The sequence below is a fragment of the Parvularcula bermudensis HTCC2503 genome (assembly GCF_000152825.2).
GTDB classification, from domain to species: Bacteria; Pseudomonadota; Alphaproteobacteria; order Caulobacterales; family Parvularculaceae; genus Parvularcula; species Parvularcula bermudensis.
Genome location: NC_014414.1, coordinates 2,233,497 through 2,252,975, shown reverse-complemented (window position 1 = coordinate 2,252,975; position 19,479 = coordinate 2,233,497). Strand labels below are relative to the sequence as shown.

The 19,479-nt window shown below is 61.8% G+C and carries 17 protein-coding genes; 9 read left to right on the top strand and 8 right to left on the bottom strand.

What is annotated here, in order from left to right; all coding sequences use genetic code 11:
• The first annotated feature begins 33 nt into the window (after nt 1-33).
• From fabF to PB2503_RS10645, 5 genes are all read left to right on the top strand, one after another.
• Nucleotides 34-1,317 carry a beta-ketoacyl-ACP synthase II gene (gene fabF, locus PB2503_RS10665; protein ID WP_041535615.1) on the top strand — a complete coding sequence of 428 codons (1,284 nt, stop codon included), beginning with the start codon at nt 34-36 and terminating at the stop codon, nt 1,315-1,317.
• Nucleotides 1,314-2,330: an endolytic transglycosylase MltG gene (gene mltG / locus PB2503_RS10660; protein ID WP_148235260.1), complete on the top strand. Its 1,017-nt coding sequence runs from the start codon at nt 1,314-1,316 to the stop codon at nt 2,328-2,330. Before fabF ends, mltG begins: the two co-directional genes overlap by 4 nt.
• Nucleotides 2,288-3,223 (top strand): YicC family protein, encoded by a 936-nt coding sequence (locus PB2503_RS10655; RefSeq protein ID WP_083811060.1) that lies wholly within the window; start codon nt 2,288-2,290, stop codon nt 3,221-3,223. Before mltG ends, PB2503_RS10655 begins: the two co-directional genes overlap by 43 nt.
• A complete protein-coding gene (gene gmk, locus PB2503_RS10650) occupies nt 3,223-3,858 on the top strand; it encodes a guanylate kinase (protein WP_013301266.1) in 636 nt (211 codons plus the stop codon). Before PB2503_RS10655 ends, gmk begins: the two co-directional genes overlap by 1 nt.
• Before the next feature lie 92 nt (nt 3,859-3,950).
• Nucleotides 3,951-4,283, top strand: a complete 333-nt coding sequence (locus tag PB2503_RS10645) for an Hpt domain-containing protein (RefSeq protein WP_013301265.1) — start codon at nt 3,951-3,953, stop codon at nt 4,281-4,283.
• Between the two features lie 64 nt (nt 4,284-4,347).
• On the opposite strand, the gene fni is transcribed toward PB2503_RS10645, so the two are convergent.
• Complete coding sequence (fni, locus tag PB2503_RS10640; protein ID WP_013301264.1) at nt 4,348-5,379, bottom strand: type 2 isopentenyl-diphosphate Delta-isomerase; 1,032 nt, start codon at nt 5,377-5,379, stop codon at nt 4,348-4,350.
• A gap of 152 nt (nt 5,380-5,531) precedes the next feature.
• On the opposite strand from fni, the gene PB2503_RS10635 reads away from it, so the two are divergent.
• Nucleotides 5,532-6,482, top strand: a complete 951-nt coding sequence (locus PB2503_RS10635; protein ID WP_013301263.1) for a polyprenyl synthetase family protein — start codon at nt 5,532-5,534, stop codon at nt 6,480-6,482.
• Here PB2503_RS10635 and PB2503_RS14100 read toward each other — a convergent pair.
• The 6 genes from PB2503_RS14100 to PB2503_RS10605 all read right to left on the bottom strand — a co-directional run bounded on the left by PB2503_RS14100 (nt 6,469) and on the right by PB2503_RS10605 (nt 15,383).
• The gene (locus PB2503_RS14100) at nt 6,469-7,254 is read right to left on the bottom strand and encodes an endonuclease III domain-containing protein (RefSeq protein WP_013301262.1); all 786 of its coding nucleotides are present in this window, start codon (nt 7,252-7,254) and stop codon (nt 6,469-6,471) included. The genes PB2503_RS10635 and PB2503_RS14100 overlap by 14 nt on opposite strands.
• Nucleotides 7,255-7,311: 57 nt before the next feature.
• A complete protein-coding gene (trmFO, locus tag PB2503_RS10625; RefSeq protein WP_013301261.1) occupies nt 7,312-8,697 on the bottom strand; it encodes a methylenetetrahydrofolate--tRNA-(uracil(54)-C(5))-methyltransferase (FADH(2)-oxidizing) TrmFO in 1,386 nt (461 codons plus the stop codon).
• 138 nt (nt 8,698-8,835) lie between these two features.
• A complete protein-coding gene (uvrA, locus tag PB2503_RS10620; protein ID WP_041535610.1) occupies nt 8,836-11,763 on the bottom strand; it encodes an excinuclease ABC subunit UvrA in 2,928 nt (975 codons plus the stop codon).
• 86 nt (nt 11,764-11,849) lie between these two features.
• Nucleotides 11,850-12,689 (bottom strand): OmpW/AlkL family protein, encoded by an 840-nt coding sequence (locus PB2503_RS10615; RefSeq protein ID WP_013301259.1) that lies wholly within the window; start codon nt 12,687-12,689, stop codon nt 11,850-11,852.
• A 166-nt stretch (nt 12,690-12,855) separates the two neighbouring features.
• Nucleotides 12,856-15,024 carry a TonB-dependent receptor gene (locus PB2503_RS10610; RefSeq protein WP_013301258.1) on the bottom strand — a complete coding sequence of 723 codons (2,169 nt, stop codon included), beginning with the start codon at nt 15,022-15,024 and terminating at the stop codon, nt 12,856-12,858.
• Nucleotides 15,025-15,089: 65 nt separating this feature from the next.
• The gene (locus PB2503_RS10605; protein WP_013301257.1) at nt 15,090-15,383 is read right to left on the bottom strand and encodes a hypothetical protein; all 294 of its coding nucleotides are present in this window, start codon (nt 15,381-15,383) and stop codon (nt 15,090-15,092) included.
• A 182-nt stretch (nt 15,384-15,565) separates the two neighbouring features.
• On the opposite strand from PB2503_RS10605, the gene ssb reads away from it, so the two are divergent.
• From ssb to PB2503_RS10590, 3 genes are all read left to right on the top strand, one after another.
• A complete protein-coding gene (gene ssb, locus PB2503_RS10600) occupies nt 15,566-16,030 on the top strand; it encodes a single-stranded DNA-binding protein (protein ID WP_013301256.1) in 465 nt (154 codons plus the stop codon).
• Between the two features lie 215 nt (nt 16,031-16,245).
• Complete coding sequence (locus PB2503_RS10595) at nt 16,246-17,037, top strand: 16S rRNA (uracil(1498)-N(3))-methyltransferase (protein ID WP_202944374.1); 792 nt, start codon at nt 16,246-16,248, stop codon at nt 17,035-17,037.
• Between the two features lie 75 nt (nt 17,038-17,112).
• Nucleotides 17,113-18,486, top strand: coding sequence for a glutamate--cysteine ligase (locus PB2503_RS10590; protein ID WP_013301254.1), 1,374 nt, complete (start codon nt 17,113-17,115; stop codon nt 18,484-18,486).
• 26 nt (nt 18,487-18,512) lie between these two features.
• Here the strand turns inward: PB2503_RS10590 and PB2503_RS10585 are convergent, their stop codons facing one another.
• Entirely contained in the window at nt 18,513-19,469 is a 957-nt protein-coding gene (locus tag PB2503_RS10585; protein WP_013301253.1) for a fatty acid desaturase family protein, read from the bottom strand.
• Nucleotides 19,470-19,479 lie beyond the last annotated feature (10 nt).

The following is a 19,479-nucleotide window of genomic DNA, read 5'->3' as shown; positions in this document are numbered from 1 at the left end:
GCTATCTCACTGGAAAAGGAGGACACGCCGATGCTGAGACGAGTTGTGGTCACGGGCATGGGGCTTGTCACACCCCTTGGGTGCGGCACGGTGGACGACCCGGTGAAACCGGTCTGGAAGCGGTTGATCGAAGGTCAATCAGGCGCCGGCCCCATCACCCGATTTGACGCCTCCAACCTGCCCGTACGGATTGCCGCAGAAGTCCCCCTTCGCAAAGATCATCCTGACGATCCGCTGGCCTTCGCCGCCGAAGAATGGGTGGAGCCCAAGCTGATTCGCCGTAACGAAGATTTCATCCTGTACGCGCTGGCCGCGGCGGATATGGCAATCCGAAACGCAGGGCTTCCCCTGGAAAGCGACGCGGAGAAGAACGCGACCGGCGTGATGATCGGCTCCGGCATTGGCGGGCTCGGGGGGATCGCCGATACAACGCGGCTGCTCGATGCCAAGGGGCCGGGCCGGGTCTCCCCGTTCTTTATTCCCTCAGCGCTCATCAATTTGTCGGCCGGCCAGGTCTCGATCAAATACGGCCTTCGGGGCCCGAATTCCTCGATCGTCACCGCCTGCGCCACGGGCGTGCATGCGATCGGCGATGCGGCCCGGCTTGTCGCCCTCGGCGACGCGGACGCCATGGTGGCTGGCGGGACGGAGGCGTCGATCTGCGATATCGGGGTCGCCGGTTTCGTCGCCTGCAAGGCATTGTCCACCGGGTTTAACGATCGTCCCACCGCCGCCAGTCGCCCCTATGACAAGGATCGCGACGGGTTTTTGATGGGCGAGGGGGCCGGCATTGTCGTGCTTGAAGAATATGAGCGGGCCAAAGCGCGCGGCGCCACGATCTATGGCGAAATCGCCGGCTATGGTCTGTCGGGGGACGCCTATCACGTCACGGCCCCTGACCCTGAGGGGGATGGGGGGTATCGCGCGATGAAGGCGGCGTTGGCGCGGGCCGGGCTCGCGCCGGCCGATATCGACTACATCAATGCCCATGGCACTTCGACCCCCCTCGGGGACGAGATCGAACTGAAGGCCGTGGAGCGGCTCTGGGGCGATGACGCAAGGGGGCTTGTGATGTCCTCGACGAAATCGGCCACCGGTCATCTGCTCGGCGCGGCGGGAGCGGTCGAGGCAGTGTTCAGCCTGATGGCGCTGCAAGAGGGGATCTGCCCGCCAACGATCAATCTCGACGCCCCCTCGGTGGAGACCAAGATCAACCTTGCGGCCAATAGTGCGGTCGAAAAGCCCATCAATGCCGTTCTTTCAAACAGCTTCGGCTTTGGCGGTACCAATGCCTCCCTTGTGATAACCCGCGTATGAGAACCCGTGGACGAGGGGGGGCGGTGGTCGGCGCCATCAGGGTCGTCTTGATCCTTGCCATTGTCGCGAGTGTCGCGGCCCTTGGGGTCGCGATCGAGTTCGAGCGGCGGGTTACGCGACCGGGGCCCCTGGAGGCCGATCAGGTGCTGTGGATCAAGCGCGGGGACGGGGTCGACAACGTCACCCGTTCCTTGACGTCCCTTGGAGCCCTTGAGCGTCCCGTTCTGCTGAAGGTGGCCGCGCGGCTTGAGAAGCTGACCCCCGCCTTGCGCGCCGGCGAGTTCGTGATTCCGGCCGGATCAAGTATTCGCGACATCATCGCCATCTTAAAGGACGGCGATCCGCTCTTGCGCTTTGTCACCGTGCCTGAAGGGATGACCTCTCGACAAGCCGCCGCAATCATCGACGCCGCGCCGATGCTCACCGGTACTGTCGATCCGCTCCCCGCCGAGGGCAGCTTGCTGCCAGAGACCTATTCCTATCAACGGGGGGATGACCGCAATGCGGTGGTGGCGCGCATGCAGGCCGCCCATGATCGACTGCTCTCGTCTTTATGGCCGGACCGAGATCCTCAGCTTCCCCTCGACACCCCGGAGGAAGCGGTGATTCTCGCCTCGATCGTGGAAAAGGAAACCGGGGTGGCGGCAGAGCGTCCCCGGGTGGCGGCGGTCTTCGTCAATCGCCTCAATCGCGGGATGCGGCTGCAATCGGATCCGACGATCATCTACGGGCTGACCCAGGGGGAGCCCCTGGGGCGAGGGCTTTATCGGTCGGAAGTCCAGCGGGAGACCCCTTACAACACCTATGTCATCGACGGCCTGCCGCCGACCCCGATCGCCAATCCAGGGGAGGCTTCATTGCGCGCTGTGCTCAATCCCCTCTCAACTGACGATCTTTATTTCGTGGCCGATGGCACAGGGGGGCACGTTTTTGCCAAAACCCTCGCCGAGCACAGCCGCAATGTGCGCGAATGGCGAAAGATCGAAGCCGCGCGCCGGAAGGCTGGCCAGTGACCCTCAACAGCATGACCGGCTATGGCGGTGCTGACGGTGTTCTCGCCGATGAGGTGGGGGAGGGCGTCCGCCCCTTTCGCTGGGAGCTGAAAGCCGTGAACGGCAAGACCCTCGATATGCGGCTCCGTCTACCGACCGAGGCCGAGACATTGGAGCCGGCGGTGCGGGCCGCGCTCAAAGCGGCAATCGGCCGGGGCAATCTCCAGGTCAGCCTGCATCTTGACCGCGCCGGGGGACTGGACCTGCCTGATGTCAGCGACGCGACCCTGGACAGTTTAAGCCCGCTGCTGTCGCGGATCATGAACGTGACCGGCGCCACCCCGCCGAGCGCGGCTGAAGTTCTGAGCCTTGTCGGCAGCATGGCCGCCGGGCGGAGGGAGGCTGGACTATCCGCCCCTGACCGGGAGGCACTTCTGGCGGGCCTTGGCCGGGCGATCAGTATGCTCACTCAATCGCGCGCGGAGGAGGGCGCCCAATTGCGAACGGTCATGGCCGGACAAATCGAGACCCTCACCGCCCTCGCCGCCCAGGCGCGGACGGAGGCTGAGACGGCTTTACCGGCCCATTTTGAGGCCCTCAAATTCCGGCTCACCGCCCTTGCCGCCGAGACGGCGCTGGGCGCAGAGCGCCTGTCGGAGGAAGCGGCGCATCTGGCGATGAAGGCCGATGTCACCGAAGAACTCGACCGCCTCGATGCCCATCTTGAGACGGCGAGTTCATGGCTCAATCTTAAGGCGCCTGTGGGGCGCCGGTTCGATTTTCTCACCCAGGAATTGGCGCGGGAGGCGAATACCCTCACAACGAAGGGGGTAAGTTTACCTCTCAAGCAAATCGGCCTTGACCTCAAGGTGGTGATCGACCGCCTTCGGGAGCAAGTACAAAATGTCGAATAATGCGCATGGCTCCGATTGATCGTCGCGGATTGATGTTAATCGTCTCCAGCCCCTCCGGGGCCGGGAAAACGACTCTCAGCCGCCGCCTGCTGGCGGACGATCCTGCGATCCATCTGTCCGTGTCTGCAACCACCCGCCCCAAGCGCTCCAATGAAATTCACGGTAAGGATTATTTCTTCGTCGATGAAGCGACGTTCGTTGAGCAGCGGGAGCGGGGCGATTTCCTCGAATCCGCCCTCGTCTTCGGCAATTATTACGGTACGCCGCGGACTGAGGTTGTGAAGGCGGTGGAGGCCGGACGTGACGTCCTCTTTGATATCGATTGGCAAGGAGCCCAGCAGCTCGCCGAGGTGATGCCGCAGGATCTTGTCACCGTGTTTATTCTGCCGCCATCGCGCCAATCATTGGAGGACCGTCTCCGTAGCCGCAACCAGGATTCAGAAGCCGTGGTCATGGACCGCATGAAAAAAGCGGATTCGGAAATTTCTCATTATGCTGAATATGATTATGTCATTCTTAATGACGATATCAATCGTGCCTCGTCGGAGTTGAAAGCGATCCTCATGGCCGAACGGTTGAAACGTCAGCGCCAGACAGGGCTCAGCCAATTTGTCCGAAGTATTATCGGGACGTAACGCGATTACCCTGAGCCAGACGGCGGGAAAGGTGTTCTTAAGGTTCCTCAGCCAGAATATACAGAACAAGAATAGTGGCTGGGCACAGACCAATGGCGTTAATCGACGTTCATCATCTCAACCAATATGTCGCTGGCGATCGTGCCCTGCGGGATGAAATTCTGGCGATCTACGAACAACAGGTCGAAACATGGGCCGAGGTCTTAAACCCGATGGCCAATGACACGGCATGGCGCGACGCCGCTCACGCTCTGAAAGGCGCGAGCCGTGGTGTCGGCGCGTGGGAAATCGGTCAGATCTGCGAAGAGGCGGAGGGCATGATCGGTCCCGAAGCCTCCCTTGATGATAGGGCCGACGCCCTTAATAGATTGCGCGATGTGGTCAGAGCCACGATTAACGAAGTCCGTCGTCTGCGACAAAGCTGAGGCGCGGGCCGCAAGGGGCGTGACGCGCCAAGGCCCCCGCTTTCCCCCTTCGCTTGAAAAGGCTTTAGGCATCCTCGATGAGCGGCGCCGATTTGAGGCTGGCAATATCCGCCGAGCCTGTGGCGAAACAAATCGTCCGTAGACCCTCTATGATCTCCTGGAAATGGGCGACCACCGCTTCGGTGCTTTCAAGCGCGGCGCTGAGGCTTGCTGCGGCCTGGCCGACAAGATCGGCGCCAAGGCGAAGGGCGGCGGCGACATCGTGAGCGGTTTTGATCCCCCCCGACCCGATGAGCATGGTGGAGGGGGCAATCGCGCGGGCGTGCCGAATGGCGCTTGCCGTTGGCAGTCCCCATTCGGTGAAAAGGGCGGCGCGCTGGGCGAGATGTCCTTCGCGAAATCCTTCGACCCGTGCCCAATTGGTGCCGCCCGCGCCCGCGACGTCGATGATCCGTACCCCGATCTCAACGAGGCGGCGAACGACATTCGGCGACAGACCGAACCCTACTTCCTTGACGGCAATGGGGATCCCTGCGCTGACAAGACGTTCAAGGCCTGAAATGACCCCTGTCCAATCGGTATCGCCCCCATTCTGAATGGCCTCCTGCACTGGGTTGAGGTGGATGAAGAGGCCATCCGCGGCAATCATGTCGAGGGCCGCGCGGGCCCGATCGACCCCCTTGGGCCCGCGTATCTGCGCAGCACCGAGATTGGCGAACAACGGAATATTCGGCGCGGCACGGCGGAGGGCAGGGCTGAACCCGGACTGGCCTTTATCCTCAAGCGCCACCCGTTGAGAGCCGACGGCCATGGCGATTCCCAGATGGGCGGCCGCCTCGGTCAGATGAAGATTGATGGTTGCCGCTTTCTCCGGCCCCCCTGTCATGGAATTGATAATGAGGGGCGCGGCGAGGGGGATGCCGAGCAGCGTGGTGCTAAGATCCACGGCGCGGTAGTCGATCTCGGGCAGGGCATTCGGCATAAAGCGGATCTTTTCGAGCCCGGTGGTCAGACCGCCAAAGCCGACATCACGCTCAAGGACCACTGCCAGGTGATCCCGTTTGCGGGAGACGATATCTGAAGGGCCCTCGTCCATGCCAAAGAGTTTAGGCAGAACCGGCGCGAAGGCTATCTCGAAGCTGATGGGGTCCCCTTGAAAGGGGGCAAGCCTTGCTGCCGTCTCTTTACCATAGGCGCGTTGGGCCAATATCTGTAGGATCGACGGGCGAGGGGAGCGAAAGGGCGATTGTGGTTGGGCACCAGTCTTCTGATCGACAGGACCACCTTGCCGAGGCGGCAGAGACAATCGAGGCGGAGGCCCTTCGCCTGAAAGGGGTGGTCGAGTCGCGACTTGCCGACCTGATCCCCGCGGTGGGTCCTCCTGCTGAGGCGGCTCGTCACAGTTTGTTGGCGCCGGGAAAGCGGATCCGCGCCGTTCTCACTTTATTGGCTGCACGGGAATGCGGCGGTTCCCTCGAACGGGCGTTGGATACGGCATGCGCCGTTGAAATGATCCACACGGCAAGTCTGGTGATCGATGATCTGCCCGCCATGGACGATGCGGATCTGCGCCGCGGCCGCCCGACCTGTCATCGTGCTTTTGGCGAAAGTACCGCGATCCTCGCGGCCATTGGCCTCCTTAACGGGGCCTATGGTGTCGTGATGGCCGCAGAACCTCTGAGCGCGGCGGAGAAAACCAAGATCGCCTCAATTCTCTCATCGGCGGTGGGGTGGCGGGGATTGGTCCAGGGCCAGGCGCTCGATCTCAATCCGGGCACCACCTCCCTCGAGACGATCCAGGACGGCAAGACCGGCGTCCTGTTCGAGGCCGCCGTTCTTGCGGGAGAGCAGACCGCCGGATGGGTTTCAGAGAAAAGCGTGGCCCTTGCGGCCTTCGCGACCGCCCTCGGCCGCGCCTACCAGGCGCTCGACGATCTTCTCGACCTGATCGATTCCGTCTCCGCCCTCAAATCGACAGGGCGCGATGACGGCAAACGCACCGCCCTGTCGGAGGGCGGCGAGAGTGAGGATACCGTGTCCAAAGCAGTGGAGACGGCGCGGCATCATCTGGACGAGGCGCGCGCCGCCCTGCCGGAAACATCCCGGCTGTCCGCCTATCTCACCCTGATCGAAGGTCATTTTCAGTCGGTTCTGTCAAAGGCGTCCCCCGCGATGACAGCAGCGGTCAGCTCGCTTTAACGCCATGACCGGAGGTCGGTCCTTGAGCGGGAGCCGGGCGGCGGCGCTGGTGCTGACCTCCAGGGAAGGCAATGACCTGACTGTCCGGCCGCGCCGCCTGGGGACAGAGCGTCGAAAGCGGGCACCCCTCGCAATCGGGCCGGGCAGGGCCACAATAGCCCGCGGCGAGACGTGACAGACCATAGCTGAAATCCGCCACAATCTCCGCGTCCCAACTCGCCGGTGCCCGTTCGAGGACCTGACGACCAAGCGCTGATAGGGGCGCCCCCTCAGCACACAGGCCCAGCCGCCGGATCGGTCGGGCACTGGCACGATCCACCGGCAACGCTGCCCGGTTGAGGGAGGAGAAAGCCAGGACGGCCGAGGCCATTGTATGGCTCACCCCGGGTAATTTCTCGAGCCACCGCCGCGCCGCATCGGTGGAGACCCGCGCAAGGAAACTAAGGTCAAAGCCGCCGCTTTCCGCTTCTATCGCTTTGAGCAATCCAGGAATGGCTTCCGCCTTCCGCCGACGATGGGCCAGGCCCACAAACAATCCCGTTAAATCATCAGCCGACGCGTCAGACAGCGCTCGCCAATTGGGGTATCGCCGCCTCATCTGCTCGAAAACCGCAAGGCCCACCGATCGCGCCTCGCCCTCCGCCAAGGTCATGAAGATGAGTTGCCGCAGGGCGTCATCCGTGTGGCGCCGGGCTTTGCCGAAGGTGAGCACCAAAATCTCCGCCATACGGGGAAGGGCGCTATCGCGGTCGAAATCAAGGGACGTCTGCATGCCCTCTTAATAAGGCACAAAACCGGAACATGCAAGAACAAAAGAGCAACTTTTGGACTAGGCGGCGGCATCCACCGCACCGATCCAGCTCTCAAGGTCGGCCAAGGCCCGAGCACTCATCAGGCGCTTTTTCGCGCGCCCCTTCTCTTTCCCGCGCAGACGCCGCCCCTCCTCGTCCTGGCGCGGTGCCTCCATCGGGGGGAACAGGCCGAAATTGACGTTCATCGGCTGAAAGCTGCCTTTCTCGCCCGGCACATGTCCTTGGGTGATATGGTGATGCAAGGCGCCGAGGGCGGTGGTTCGCGGCGGCAGCGCCGGGGCCTCGCCCCGCGCCTCGGCGGCGGCGAACCGGCCCGCCAAGAGACCGATCGCGGCACTCTCAAGATACCCCTCGACCCCCGTCATCTGGCCGGCAAATCGTAAGCCGGGCTGGGCCTTTGCCGACAGATCATCGGTCAGAACCTTGGGGGAATTGATAAAGGTATTGCGATGGATCCCGCCCAACCGGGCAAAGCGCGCGTTCTCAAGCCCTGGGATCAAGCGAAAAACATCCCCTTGGGCGCCGTATTTCAGCTTGGTCTGAAACCCCACCATGTTGAAGAGGGTCCCAAGCGCATTGTCCTGGCGTAGTTGAACCACCGCAAAGGGCTTTTCATCCTTGTGGGGATTGGTCAGCCCGACGGGTTTCATCGGCCCAAATCGCAAGGTTTCTCGCCCCCGTGCCGCCATGACTTCGATGGGCAAACAGCCTTCGAAATAGGGGGTCGATGTCTCCCATTCCTTGAACTCGGTGGTTTCTCCCTCAAGCAGAGCCGAGAGGAAGCGATCATATTCCGCTTCGGTCATCGCCAGGTTGAGGTAGTCTTTTCCCGATCCTCCCGGGCCGGGCTTGTCATAGCGCGACTGGAACCAGGCCTTGGAGAAATCGATCGAGTCTTTGTGGATGATCGGGGCGATGGCATCGAAGAAGGCAAGATCGTCTTCGCCCACCACCTCGGTCATCGCCTCGGCGAGGGGGCCGCTGGTCAAAGGCCCCGTGGCGATAATGGCGAGGGTCCCGGGGGCGGGGAGGGCTGTCACCTCCCGCCGTTCCAGTGTGATCCGCGGATGGGCGGTCAAGGCGGCGGTCACCGCGTCGGAAAACCCGTCCCGGTCCACCGCTAGCGCCCCCCCGGCGGGGACCTGATGGGTGTCGGCCGCGTTGAGTATCAAGGAACCGCAACGACGCATTTCCTCGTGCAGCAGGCCGACCGCATTGGTTTCGGCATCGTCTGACCGGAAGGAATTGGAGCAGACCAATTCCGCGCAGCCCTCGGTCCGGTGGGCCTCGGTCATGCGCGTCGGCCGCATCTCGATGAGCGTAACAGAAAGGCCAGCCTCGGCGGCCTGCCAAGCGGCCTCTGAGCCGGCAAGGCCCGCCCCGATAATCGTCAATGGTTTCATGTCTAACCTCTAGGGGGGAGGGGCGCCGGGGGGCAAGTATCGACCCGTGAGAGGGGGGGCTGAACTCTTCCCTCTTCAGGGCCATTTCATGATGCAAGGGCCGAGGTGCAAAGGACACGCCCGGTCACGCCCCCGCTGTCAGGCCGCTTTGGTCTTTCGGGTGCGCTTCCGGGGGGGCTTTTTTGCGGCAGTCTTGCCCGTCGACTTCGCGGCGCTGGTCGACCGCGCGAGAATGGGGGCAAGAAAATGTCCCGTCACCGAGGCCTTGTTTGCGGCGACCTCCTCGGGGGATCCCACCGCCACGATTTCACCGCCGCCATCCCCCCCTTCGGGGCCAAGGTCGATGATCCAATCAGCCTGTTTGATGACATCGAGATTGTGCTCGATGATGACCACGGTGTTACCGGCATCCACCAATTCCTGAAGCACATCCATCAGCTTACGGACATCGTCGAAATGAAGCCCCGTGGTCGGCTCATCGAGGACATAGAGGGTCTGGCCGGTGGCGACCTTGGACAATTCCTTGGCGAGTTTGACCCGCTGGGCCTCGCCGCCCGAGAGGGTCGTCGCCTGTTGACCGACCTTGATATAGCCAAGACCGACGCGATCAAGGGTCGTCAGCTTGTTCCGTATACTCGGGACGGCGGAGAAAAACGCCGCCCCTTCCTCGACGGTCATGTCGAGCACATCGGCGATCGACTTGCCCTTGAATTCGACTTCCAGGGTCTCCCGATTATACCGTTTGCCCTTGCAGACATCGCAGGTGACGAAGACGTCCGGCAAAAAGTGCATTTCGATCTTGGTGACGCCATCGCCCTGGCATGCCTCGCACCGCCCCCCTTTGACATTGAAAGAGAAGCGACCCGGCTTGTATCCCCGCGCTTTCGATTCGGGCAGTTCGGCGTACCAATCCCGTATCGGCCCAAAGGCGCCGGTATAGGTCGCGGGGTTCGACCGCGGCGTGCGCCCGATAGGGGACTGGTCAATGTCGATCACCTTATCGAGATGCTCAAGACCTTCGATCGCCTCATGCACCCCTGGGACCGCCTTGGCATTCATGAGCCGCCGAGCGGCCGCCTTGTAGAGGGTCTGATTGGTCAGGGTCGACTTACCCCCGCCTGAAACACCGGTGACGCAGGTCAAAACCCCGACGGGAAATTCGGCGGTGACGGTCTTCAGATTGTTGGCGGCGGCGCCGATCACTTTGATCATCTTCTTTTGATCGATGGGACGGCGCCGCTCCGGCACCGGCACTTCCTTGCGCCCCGCCAAATAATCACCGGTGAGGGAGACGGGATCGGCCATGATCTCGTCTGGGGTCCCGGCGGCGACCACCTTGCCGCCATGGACGCCAGCGCCCGGGCCGATATCAATGACATAGTCGGCGGTTCGGATCGCGTCTTCGTCATGTTCGACCACCAGGACGGTATTGCCGAGATCCTTCAGGCGTCTGAGGGTTTCGAGCAGCCGGTCATTGTCCCGCTGGTGAAGGCCAATCGATGGCTCGTCGAGGACATAGAGAACGCCCGTCAGCCCCGAGCCGATCTGGCTGGCAAGGCGAATACGCTGGCTCTCCCCCCCAGAAAGAGTACCCGATGCACGATCGAGGCCCAGATAGCCAAGGCCGACGGCATTCAGAAAATGCAGACGATCCCGAATTTCCTTCAGAATACGGACGGCGATTTGCTTTTGGGTATCGGTGAGATGGGCGTCCACCGCCGCGAACCACTCATAGGCATCGCGAATCGATTTGGCGGCGATCGCCGCAATCGGGGCCCCGTCGATCCGTACCGCCAGCGCTTCGGGCTTGAGACGCTGACCGCCGCAGGCCTCGCAAGGGGTGATGGACTGATATTTCTCCATCTCCTCCCGGACCCAGGCGCTGTCGGTCTCGCGCCAGCGGCGGTCGAGATTGGGGATCACCCCTTCGAAAGCTTTGGTCGTGTCAAAGCGCCTGAGCCCGTCATCATAGACGAACTGGACCTTTTCGTTTTTCGTACCGTACAGGATCTTGTTCTTCTGCTTGGCGGTGAGGGAGCGCCACTCCGCCTCCACGGTGAACCCGTATTTGGCGCCGAGGGCTTCGAGGGTTTGAGTGTAATAAGGGCTTTGGGTTTTCGACCACGCCGCGATCGCCCCATCGCGGAGTTTCTTTTGGGGATCGGGCACGACCAGGTCGGGATCGAATTCCATCATCGTTCCGAGCCCATCGCAAACCGCGCATGCCCCTTGCGGCGAATTGAAGGAAAACAGCCGCGGCTCGATTTCCTCGATGGTAAACCCGGATACGGGGCACGCAAATTTTGCCGAAAAGGTCAGCTTTTCCGCTTCGCCCTTGGTGCCGCCATCGGCGCTTTCCGCGAGGACGATCCCATCGGCGAGGTCAAGGGCAGTCTCAAAGCTTTCCGCCAGCCGACTTTCAAGGCCGGCTTTTAACACCACTCGATCGACCACAATTTCGATATCGTGTTTCAGCTTTTTGTCGAGGGAGGGCGCATCAGCGATATCGTGAAACTCACCGTCGATGCGTACCCGCTGGAAGCCCTTTTTCATGAGCTCGGCCAGCTCTTTACGATATTCTCCCTTCCGCCCTCGGATCATCGGGGCAAGGATATAATATCGCGCCCCCTCAGGTTGCGCCATCAGCCGGTCGACCATCTCCGACACGGTCTGGGAGGTGATGGGCTCGCCGGTAGCGGGAGAATAGGGGATCCCCACCCGCGCCCACAGGAGCCGCATATAGTCGTAGATTTCCGTCACGGTCGCGACGGTGGAGCGAGGGTTCTTCGAGGTGGTCTTCTGTTCGATGGAGATGGCCGGTGACAGCCCGTCGATCTGGTCGACATCCGGTTTTTGCATCAGTTCGAGAAACTGCCGCGCATAGGCGGACAGGCTCTCGACATAGCGCCGCTGCCCTTCGGCATAGATCGTGTCGAAGGCGAGGGACGACTTGCCTGAGCCGGACAATCCGGTGACGACCGTCAGGGCATCGCGGGGGATGCGGACATGGACGTCTTTCAGATTGTGTTCCCGCGCCCCGGCAACGGTGATGTATTTCTGTGACAAACGCACCTCCAGCCTAAGCAGGGGATGTAGGTCATCGTCGGGGCTTAGGGGAGGGGGGCCGCACGTCTCGGGGGCAATTCCCGCTTTTAGAAGTGATAGCTCAATCCGAAGGTGAAGACGGTGGGGTCGAACCGCACCACGCCGGTGCCATCGACAACGAGGTCTCCGCGGTCGCCGAGGTCGGCCGTAATCGCCGTGAACGTTCCATCGGTGTCGAGGTCATAATATTTGAAATCGCCGAACAGCCCGAATTTCCGCGCGATGGGAATCTCAAATCCGGCGGACACCCCAAAGCCAATCGTGTTGTTGGCCGACACCTCTTCCAAGGGGCCGGGATCCGTCGCTCTGACCCTTAGGAACGTGACGCCCGCCCCCACATAGGGGTCGATCCAATCGACAAATGAGGGATGAAAACGGGCTTCAACCACTATCGGCCAATATTCGATCCCGCGAATGATCTTGCCGAACTCGGTGGGCTCCCCCCCCTCGGGCTCCTCCTCCTCGGGCGGGGTGGGGACACTGGCGGCGAAAGAGAGATATTGGGAGGCCCGATATCCGACTTCCAGCACGAAGGTGTTGACGTTCTCCAACTCGAAAATCTCATCGAAGGAGACTTCGAGATCCGTGAACAGGTCGATCGTCTGGGCGATATTGCCGTCGGCCTTAACGTCCAATCCTTCTCTGAAGCGAATACTGGTGATCCCCGCCCGTATGTGCATGCGATCCAGAACGCTCTGGAAGCGACCTTTTTCAAGGAATGACTGATCGCTAATCTCGCTGGTCTTCTGTGTATTGACGTCCTGCTCAACGGGGTCTTGTGTATTGACGTTTTGCGCATCAACGGGTGAAGGGACCAAGGCGAAGAAAATCGTCGCGGCCGCGATGGCTACTGACAAATTCTTCAATACTTCCCCCAAGATACGCACGTCTTATACACTTCTGGCTTATTATGAGATTATCATAAGTGCTACGCAGGCAACAGAAGATAAAGCGCCTTCGTTCCTTGCGCTGTGCAAGAAACCTGCCGGAGATTTCCTCCGGCAGGGGCCTCAGCGTCAGGTCAGTGCCGTCCGATAGGGCAGGTCGGACCGATCAGAAGACATAGCGCACCGACAACCGCAGGTTTCGGCCCGGCATCGGCACTTCGTCCTTCAGATAGGAGGTATGCAAGCGAACCTCCTCATCGGTGAGGTTCAACATCGCAGCGCTGACCGTCAGGGCCTCATTGCCGCTGAACGGCGTCCAATCCGCAAAGGCGTTGAGCACCGTATAGCTATCCGTCGGCAATTCTCCCTCGGCGGTTTCGTCCTGCTCGGCGGCATGGTCGAGTTCAGCGCGCAGAGACAGCCCTTCGCGTGCCGCTTCGAGGCCGAAAAGGACCTGCGCCGGTGGGATACGGGGGAGGGGATCGCCATTGGCAAGCTCGGCTTCCACAATTTGTCCGACCAAACTCGCGCTGAGATCGAGCCCGCCTAGCGTACCGAGGCCCAGATCAATGGCGAGTTCGCCCCCTGAGAAGCGCGCATCGGCACCGGTGAACGCAAGCACCGGCAAGTCGCCGAACTCTTCGGCTTCTTCAGCCTCGACGCCCCGGGCCAGGAGCAAGGTCTCCGCATTCTCCCCCGTGGAGCGTTCGTAGATGAAGTCCTGATAGTCGGTGAAGAAGCTCGACGCCGTGAGGGTGAAGCGGTCCGTGGCATAGCGCAGGACAGCCTCGAGCCCGGCGGCGACTTCGATATCGAGGAGCGGATTGCCGAGCTCATACGCGCCGGTGGCCAGATGCGGCCCATCGGAAAACAGCTCTTCGGCGGCAGGCGCGCGCTCGGTGCGGAAGGCTGTCAGCCCTGCGGAGAGTTGGTCGGTAAACTGATATCCATAGCTGCCCGAGACGCTGACGGTGTCGAAATCCCGACTTTCCCCACCATCGGCGTCAATGTCGGTCTGTTCAACTCTGAGCCCCGCTTCGACCGTTGAGGCCCCCCTGATCCATTCCTGGACCGTATAGAGACCCCATTGCAGGGTGTCGGCTTCAGGGAAGAACGCTTCCTCGCCGACGGCGGACTCCTGGCGCTGATCGACATTCAAGCCGATGGCGCCGCGCCAGCCGTTCCGTTCCCGCTGGAGGACTTCGAGCCGGAGGTCGGAGCCGGTGGTCGCAAACACCGTTCCGGGCTCACCGGGGCCTTCAAACTCGATATGTTCGTAATCGGTATAACCAGCAAAGAGATCGACCTGCTCGAAGGGGCCGGTAAGGGACAGACTTCCCCTCAGATCCACCCGCTGTTGCTCGAGCTCGATAAAGACGCCTGCCTCTTCTTCCTCGTGATCGTGCTCCTCTTCTTCCTCGTCGCCGTGCTCTTCTTCGTGCTCATGGTCGTGAGCGTGCCCGGCGGGAATGCCATAGGTGCTGGAAAAGCTCTTCGCGGAAACCGCCAGGAAGCCATTGTCGCCGATGGCCGAGAAGCCGATGGCTGCGGTCTCCGACAGGACATCTGAATTGGCCAGGACATCGCGCCCTTCGTCCTCATGCTCATGATCATGATCGTCATCGTGGTCATCATCATGGTCCTCGCCTTCCTCTTCCTCCTCAAGGGCGCGCAGCCTTGCGGATTCGGCGAAGCCGGGAATGTCATAATCCTCCGTATCGAGGATGGCACCGCTCAAATGGCCCACCAGCGTGACGGGACCGATCGTGCCGAGAGTGCCGGTGATACCGCCGGCGGCTTCGACGCCGTTATCGACGGTGCTGCCGCCAAGTCGAAACGCCCCTTCAAGGCCGTCGGTCGGCACCTCACTGGGCAGGCGGCCATCGTCGACGAGCACAACCCCACCCGATGCATTGCTGCCATAGCGCAGGAGCGTTGTGCCGCGGACCACTTCGATCCGGTCGGCGAGGGCCGGGTTGAGCGGAACGGCGTGGTCAGGGCTGAGACTGGCCGCATCAATTGTGGCCACCCCGTTCTCCAAGACCCGGACACGACTGCCGCCCTGGCCTCTGATGATGGGGCGGGAGGCGCCGGGACCGAAGGCGGTCGCACTGACCCCGGGGAGTGATCTCAAGGTCTCGCCGAGGCTTTGCGCCTGACGTCGGCGCAGCTCCTCATCGGTGAGCACTGATGTGCCCACATGCACCTCATCAAGCTCATGGGCGAGGGGGGAGCCGGTGACGATGATCCGATCATCTGTCTCACCGGATTGGGCGAGGGCAATGCCGCTCACGGAAAGGAGAACGGCCGGCAGGCCGAGGGATAGGGATTTCATGATATTTCCTGATCAACACAAATAGAGACGGCCGCGCCCCGAAGGAGGCGCGGATAGGGTGTGGCTCACTGGGTGATCGGAAAAGGCGGAGCACGTTGCGGTGGATGGTCGTGCAGTGTCGACGCGGCAAGCAACCGGCGGGCGAAGGCCAACGGGGCGGCGATGAACGCCTCGCCGGGCAGGGTGATCGTCGGCGGCGCGGGGAGATCTCCCACCCGGAGACCAAACTGGCTGAGGTCGCAGGCCTCACCGTCATGGGTATGGGCGGGATCGCCAAACTCGACCGCGTGCGCCGATGCCGCGATCTGCGCTCCCAGAAAGGTCAAGAGAGCGATGAAGAGAGGATACCACTGCCGCACCCCGTAACTTTATCACGCTCTTCATCCTGCCTCCAATGATTTCCTTGATGGGGCTGGGGCCGTGCTGTTTCACCTTGGCACACGAGAACAAAAGATGTACGCCGCATTGGGGAAAAACTCGATTGGAGGGATTGGGCCCGCCTCCCTATGGTGCTGGCCCATTACCGAGACGGAGAAGCGCCATGGCGGGCAGCGTCAATAAAGTCATTTTGATCGGAAATCTCGGTCAGGACCCAGAAGTTCGGCAGTTCAATAATGGCGGCCAGGTGTGCAATCTTCGGATTGCGACATCGGAAAATTGGAAAGACAAGAACAGTGGGGAACGTCGGGAAAAGACCGAATGGCATAGCGTCGCCATTTTTTCCGAGCCCCTTGTTCGGGTCGCGCAGAACTATCTCAAAAAGGGCTCGAAAGTGTATATTGAGGGCCAGCTTGAGACTCGCAAATGGCAAGACAAGGACGGCAATGATCGGTACTCCACCGAAGTCGTCCTACGCCCCTATCGCTCCGAGCTGACGATGCTCGACAGTCGCGGCGGCGACCAGATGGGCGGGGGCTATGGCCAGCAAATTTCCGGCGGCGGGGCCGATCGCGGCGGATCCGGCGGCGGACAAAATTTCGACCTCGACGACGACATTCCGTTCTAATCCCCTGCGTGTCTACTCCGTTGCCTGAGGGGAGGGGCGTTCCAGGGGAAAGGCGCATTGCGCCCCGCTTGCGAGAAGACCCGGCCTCTCCGTGAGGAGGGGCCGCAGACGAGCCGGGGTCGCGACCCGGTCGGCAATCGGCTAGGGGTCTCCCACATGCGGGGAGAAACGCTTCTCAATCGACCCTGGCGCTTTGCCCCCGCTGTGGGAGAGGGATGATGGCAAAACCACCGCCTCGGCTTTTCGTGGGAGGGGATGCCGCGCTGACGCTGGCGCCCGACCGGGTGATCCCCATCGAGGGCGCTCAATGGCACTATCTGCACCACGTGCTTCGGCTCGATCAAAACGCGCCGGTCCTCCTGTTCGACGGCCGCTCGGGGGAATGGGCCGCGGCCATCACGATCGCCTCGAAAAAGCATGGGGTGCTGACGGTCGAGCGGCAGACACGCCCGATGACGCCGCCCTCACCGCTGACGCTCTATTTCGCGCCGCTCAAGAAAGATCCAACAGAGCTGATCATCCAAAAGGGGACCGAGCTGGGGATAACCGACTTTCGCCCGGTCAGAACGGACCGAACCATTGTGCCCAAGGCGGGGCTCAAGGACGATCGCCTCGCATCGATCGCTGTCGAGGCGGCTGAGCAATGCGAGCGGCTGGATACGCCCACGATCCATCCGCTGATCTCGCTTCAAGACCTCATCGCCGCCCCGCCATCCTGTCTCGTCTATTGCGACGAAGCGGGGGACGATCCTTCGGCGCGATGGGGGGGACCGTCGGGACACGGGGAAGGCGCCGCCGCGGCGCTACTTACACGACAGGAGAGCTTGGCAGGGTCGCCGGGCGCCCTCCTGATCGGGCCCGAAGGCGGTTTTACGCCGACAGAACGACAGACCCTAAGAGCGCTTCCGGGCACCCTTGCGGTCAGTTTGGGGCCAAGAGTTTTGCGCGCGGAAACGGCGGCCCTGGTGGCAATCAGTCTCTGGCAGGCGGTTCTCGGCGACATCTAGCCGTCAAATTGGCACTCCGGTCTTGCGGTTTGCCGCCCCGGGGATCACGGAAGCGGCTGGACGAAGGACTGGCCTATGACCCAATTGGATGCGAGCGCCCGCGAGGACCTGCCCCCCATCGAAGATGTCGCGGCATTGAGCGCTTATCTCGCGAGTGGCTGTAAACCCGTCGCCGAATGGCGCATTGGGACAGAGCACGAGAAATTCGGGTTTCTGACCGATAGCTATGCCCCGCTTCCCTTTTCGGGGGAGCGATCCATTGAGGCGGTGTTGCATCGGCTCTCGGCGCAATATGGCTGGACCCCGCTGCACGAAGGGGATGCCCTTGTGGCGCTCAAGAAAGAGGGCGCCTCGATCACCCTTGAACCCGGGGGCCAGTTTGAATTGTCGGGCGCCCCTTTGGTGAGCCTGCATGAGACCTGTAACGAGGTGCACACCCATCTGGCCGAGGTCAAAGCGGTGGCTGAGCCCTTGGGGATCGGCTTTATCGGCCTTGGGGCGGCGCCGTCCTGGTCGCGGGATGACATGCCGAAAGTGCCCAAGGGGCGCTATACGATCATGCGCAATTACATGCCGAAGGTCGGCTCCCTCGGCCTCGACATGATGCACCGGACCGCGACCGTGCAGGTCAATCTCGATTTCGCCAGCGAAGCGGACATGGTGATGAAATTCAGGACCGCCCTGGCCCTGCAACCCCTCGCCACGGCGCTGTTCGCGAACTCGCCATTCATCGACGCCGCTTTCTCCGGCTACCGGTCGTTCAGGGCCCATATCTGGACCGATACCGATCCCGACCGGACGGGGATGCTCGATTTCGTTTTCGAGGACGGCTTTGGGTTCGAGCGGTACACAGAATACATGTTGGACGTTCCGATGTATTTTCTGTGGCGGGACGGGGACTATGTCGACGTGGCGGGGCAAAGCTTTCGGGACCTCCTGGCCGGAGAATTGCCCGGCGCGCCGGGACAATTGCCAACGCTCGAAGATTGGAAAGACCATTTGTCTACGGCCTTTCCCGAGGTCCGTCTCAAGACTTTTCTTGAGATGCGCGGCGCGGATTCAGGCAGCTGGGGCCGTATTTGTGCGCTCCCTGCCTTTTGGGTGGGCCTTCTCTACGACGATCAGTCTCTCAATGCCGCGTGGGACCTGGTCCGCCATTGGTCGCAGGAAACGCGGGCTGCGTTCCGTCACGATGCGGCAAAGGAGGCGATGGCGGCGACAGTCGATGGCCGTCCCGTCACGGACCTGGCACGGGAGGTGCTCGCCCTATCGGCGGCGGGTCTCCAGCGGCGCGCGTGTCGAGGCAGTAGTGGCCGTGACGAGCGCACCTTTCTCGATCCCCTCGTCGAGATTGCCGAGACGGGAAAGAGCTTTGCGTGCACTCTTCTGCACGATGTCGATGCTGCCGGCGGTGATTTTACCGCCCTGTTCGATAAATACGCGTTCTAAACGACCCCGAAGGTCCTTGGCCGCTTTTAGGAAACCGCTGTTTTATTGGCGGGGAGGAGACAGGCCCGCAAGGTGGCAAGATAGCCGGGAGAAACGATCATGCGGCGCGCCTCGTCCCTCTTCATCAGTATCCGATGCGCTTTGGGCAGACGGTAACACGGCAGATACATGAAGAGGTGATGTTCGGCGTGGAAATTGACCCAATAAGGCGCGATCAAGGCACGTTCGAGAAGATTGGCCTTTGTCGTCCGCGCATGGGTGAAGGGGTCGGCACAGGAGCGCACGCAGGCATGCTCGGCAATGTTGCGTAGCCGCGTCGCCAAGGGGAACCAGGTCGCCATGGCGAGGACCCATACCGCAAAGAGCCACCCTTGGCCGATAACCGACAGGCCAACCAACAGCGCCATATTCGTCAGGGCGAAGGGCCATAACTTTGTCGTCGCCGCAGCAATCAATCCATCGCCCCTATCCCGTTGACGCCACTTCATGCGGACAAGTCCAACCCGCTGCTTGAAGAAGGTTTGGCCCGTCAGATCACGAATGATTTTCCGTCGCAGGCTGGCCCCCGTGACGGGGAACGGGGCGGAGAGATCCTTATCCGGATCATGATCGGTCTGCGTATATCGGTGATGGGCGAGGTGATAATCGCGGTATCCCTTTAAGGTCGCCCCCACCGGGGCGGCGCAGAGCCATTCGCCCACCCGATCATTCACACGCTGATCGGGGTGCAGCAGACCATGGGCGGCCTCGTGCATCAGGATCGCCAGCCCCAATTGTCGCGTGCCGATGATCATCACCGCCAAGATCACCATGAGGGGGTGGGGCCAGAGCGCCACGGCCGTGAGGCTGAGTGCGATCACGCCCCAGCAATGGGCGACAAGGGCGAGGCCTTTCCAGGAGGAAATGCGGCGCAGGCCCTCCCACTGCTCGGCCCCAAAGACTGCGAGCGGCTTAGCGCGGGCAACAGGTTGCGGTGTGGTCATTGTTCCTCTT

What these genes read in the sequence shown, in the direction of transcription:
- mltG (WP_148235260.1), top strand. Translation starts at nt 1,314, where the DNA reads ATGAGAACCCGTGGACGAGGGGGGGCGGTGGTCGGCGCCATCAGGGTC.
- PB2503_RS10655 (WP_083811060.1), top strand. Translation starts at nt 2,288, where the DNA reads ATGGCGAAAGATCGAAGCCGCGCGCCGGAAGGCTGGCCAGTGACCCTC.
- gmk (WP_013301266.1), top strand. Translation starts at nt 3,223, where the DNA reads ATGCGCATGGCTCCGATTGATCGTCGCGGATTGATGTTAATCGTCTCC.
- PB2503_RS10645 (WP_013301265.1), top strand. Translation starts at nt 3,951, where the DNA reads ATGGCGTTAATCGACGTTCATCATCTCAACCAATATGTCGCTGGCGAT.
- fni (WP_013301264.1), bottom strand. Translation starts at nt 5,379, where the DNA reads ATGGACGAGGGCCCTTCAGATATCGTCTCCCGCAAACGGGATCACCTG.
- PB2503_RS14100 (WP_013301262.1), bottom strand. Translation starts at nt 7,254, where the DNA reads ATGCAGACGTCCCTTGATTTCGACCGCGATAGCGCCCTTCCCCGTATG.
- trmFO (WP_013301261.1), bottom strand. Translation starts at nt 8,697, where the DNA reads ATGAAACCATTGACGATTATCGGGGCGGGCCTTGCCGGCTCAGAGGCC.
- PB2503_RS10610 (WP_013301258.1), bottom strand. Translation starts at nt 15,024, where the DNA reads ATGAAATCCCTATCCCTCGGCCTGCCGGCCGTTCTCCTTTCCGTGAGC.
- ssb (WP_013301256.1), top strand. Translation starts at nt 15,566, where the DNA reads ATGGCGGGCAGCGTCAATAAAGTCATTTTGATCGGAAATCTCGGTCAG.
- PB2503_RS10595 (WP_202944374.1), top strand. Translation starts at nt 16,246, where the DNA reads ATGATGGCAAAACCACCGCCTCGGCTTTTCGTGGGAGGGGATGCCGCG.
- PB2503_RS10590 (WP_013301254.1), top strand. Translation starts at nt 17,113, where the DNA reads ATGACCCAATTGGATGCGAGCGCCCGCGAGGACCTGCCCCCCATCGAA.
- PB2503_RS10585 (WP_013301253.1), bottom strand. Translation starts at nt 19,469, where the DNA reads ATGACCACACCGCAACCTGTTGCCCGCGCTAAGCCGCTCGCAGTCTTT.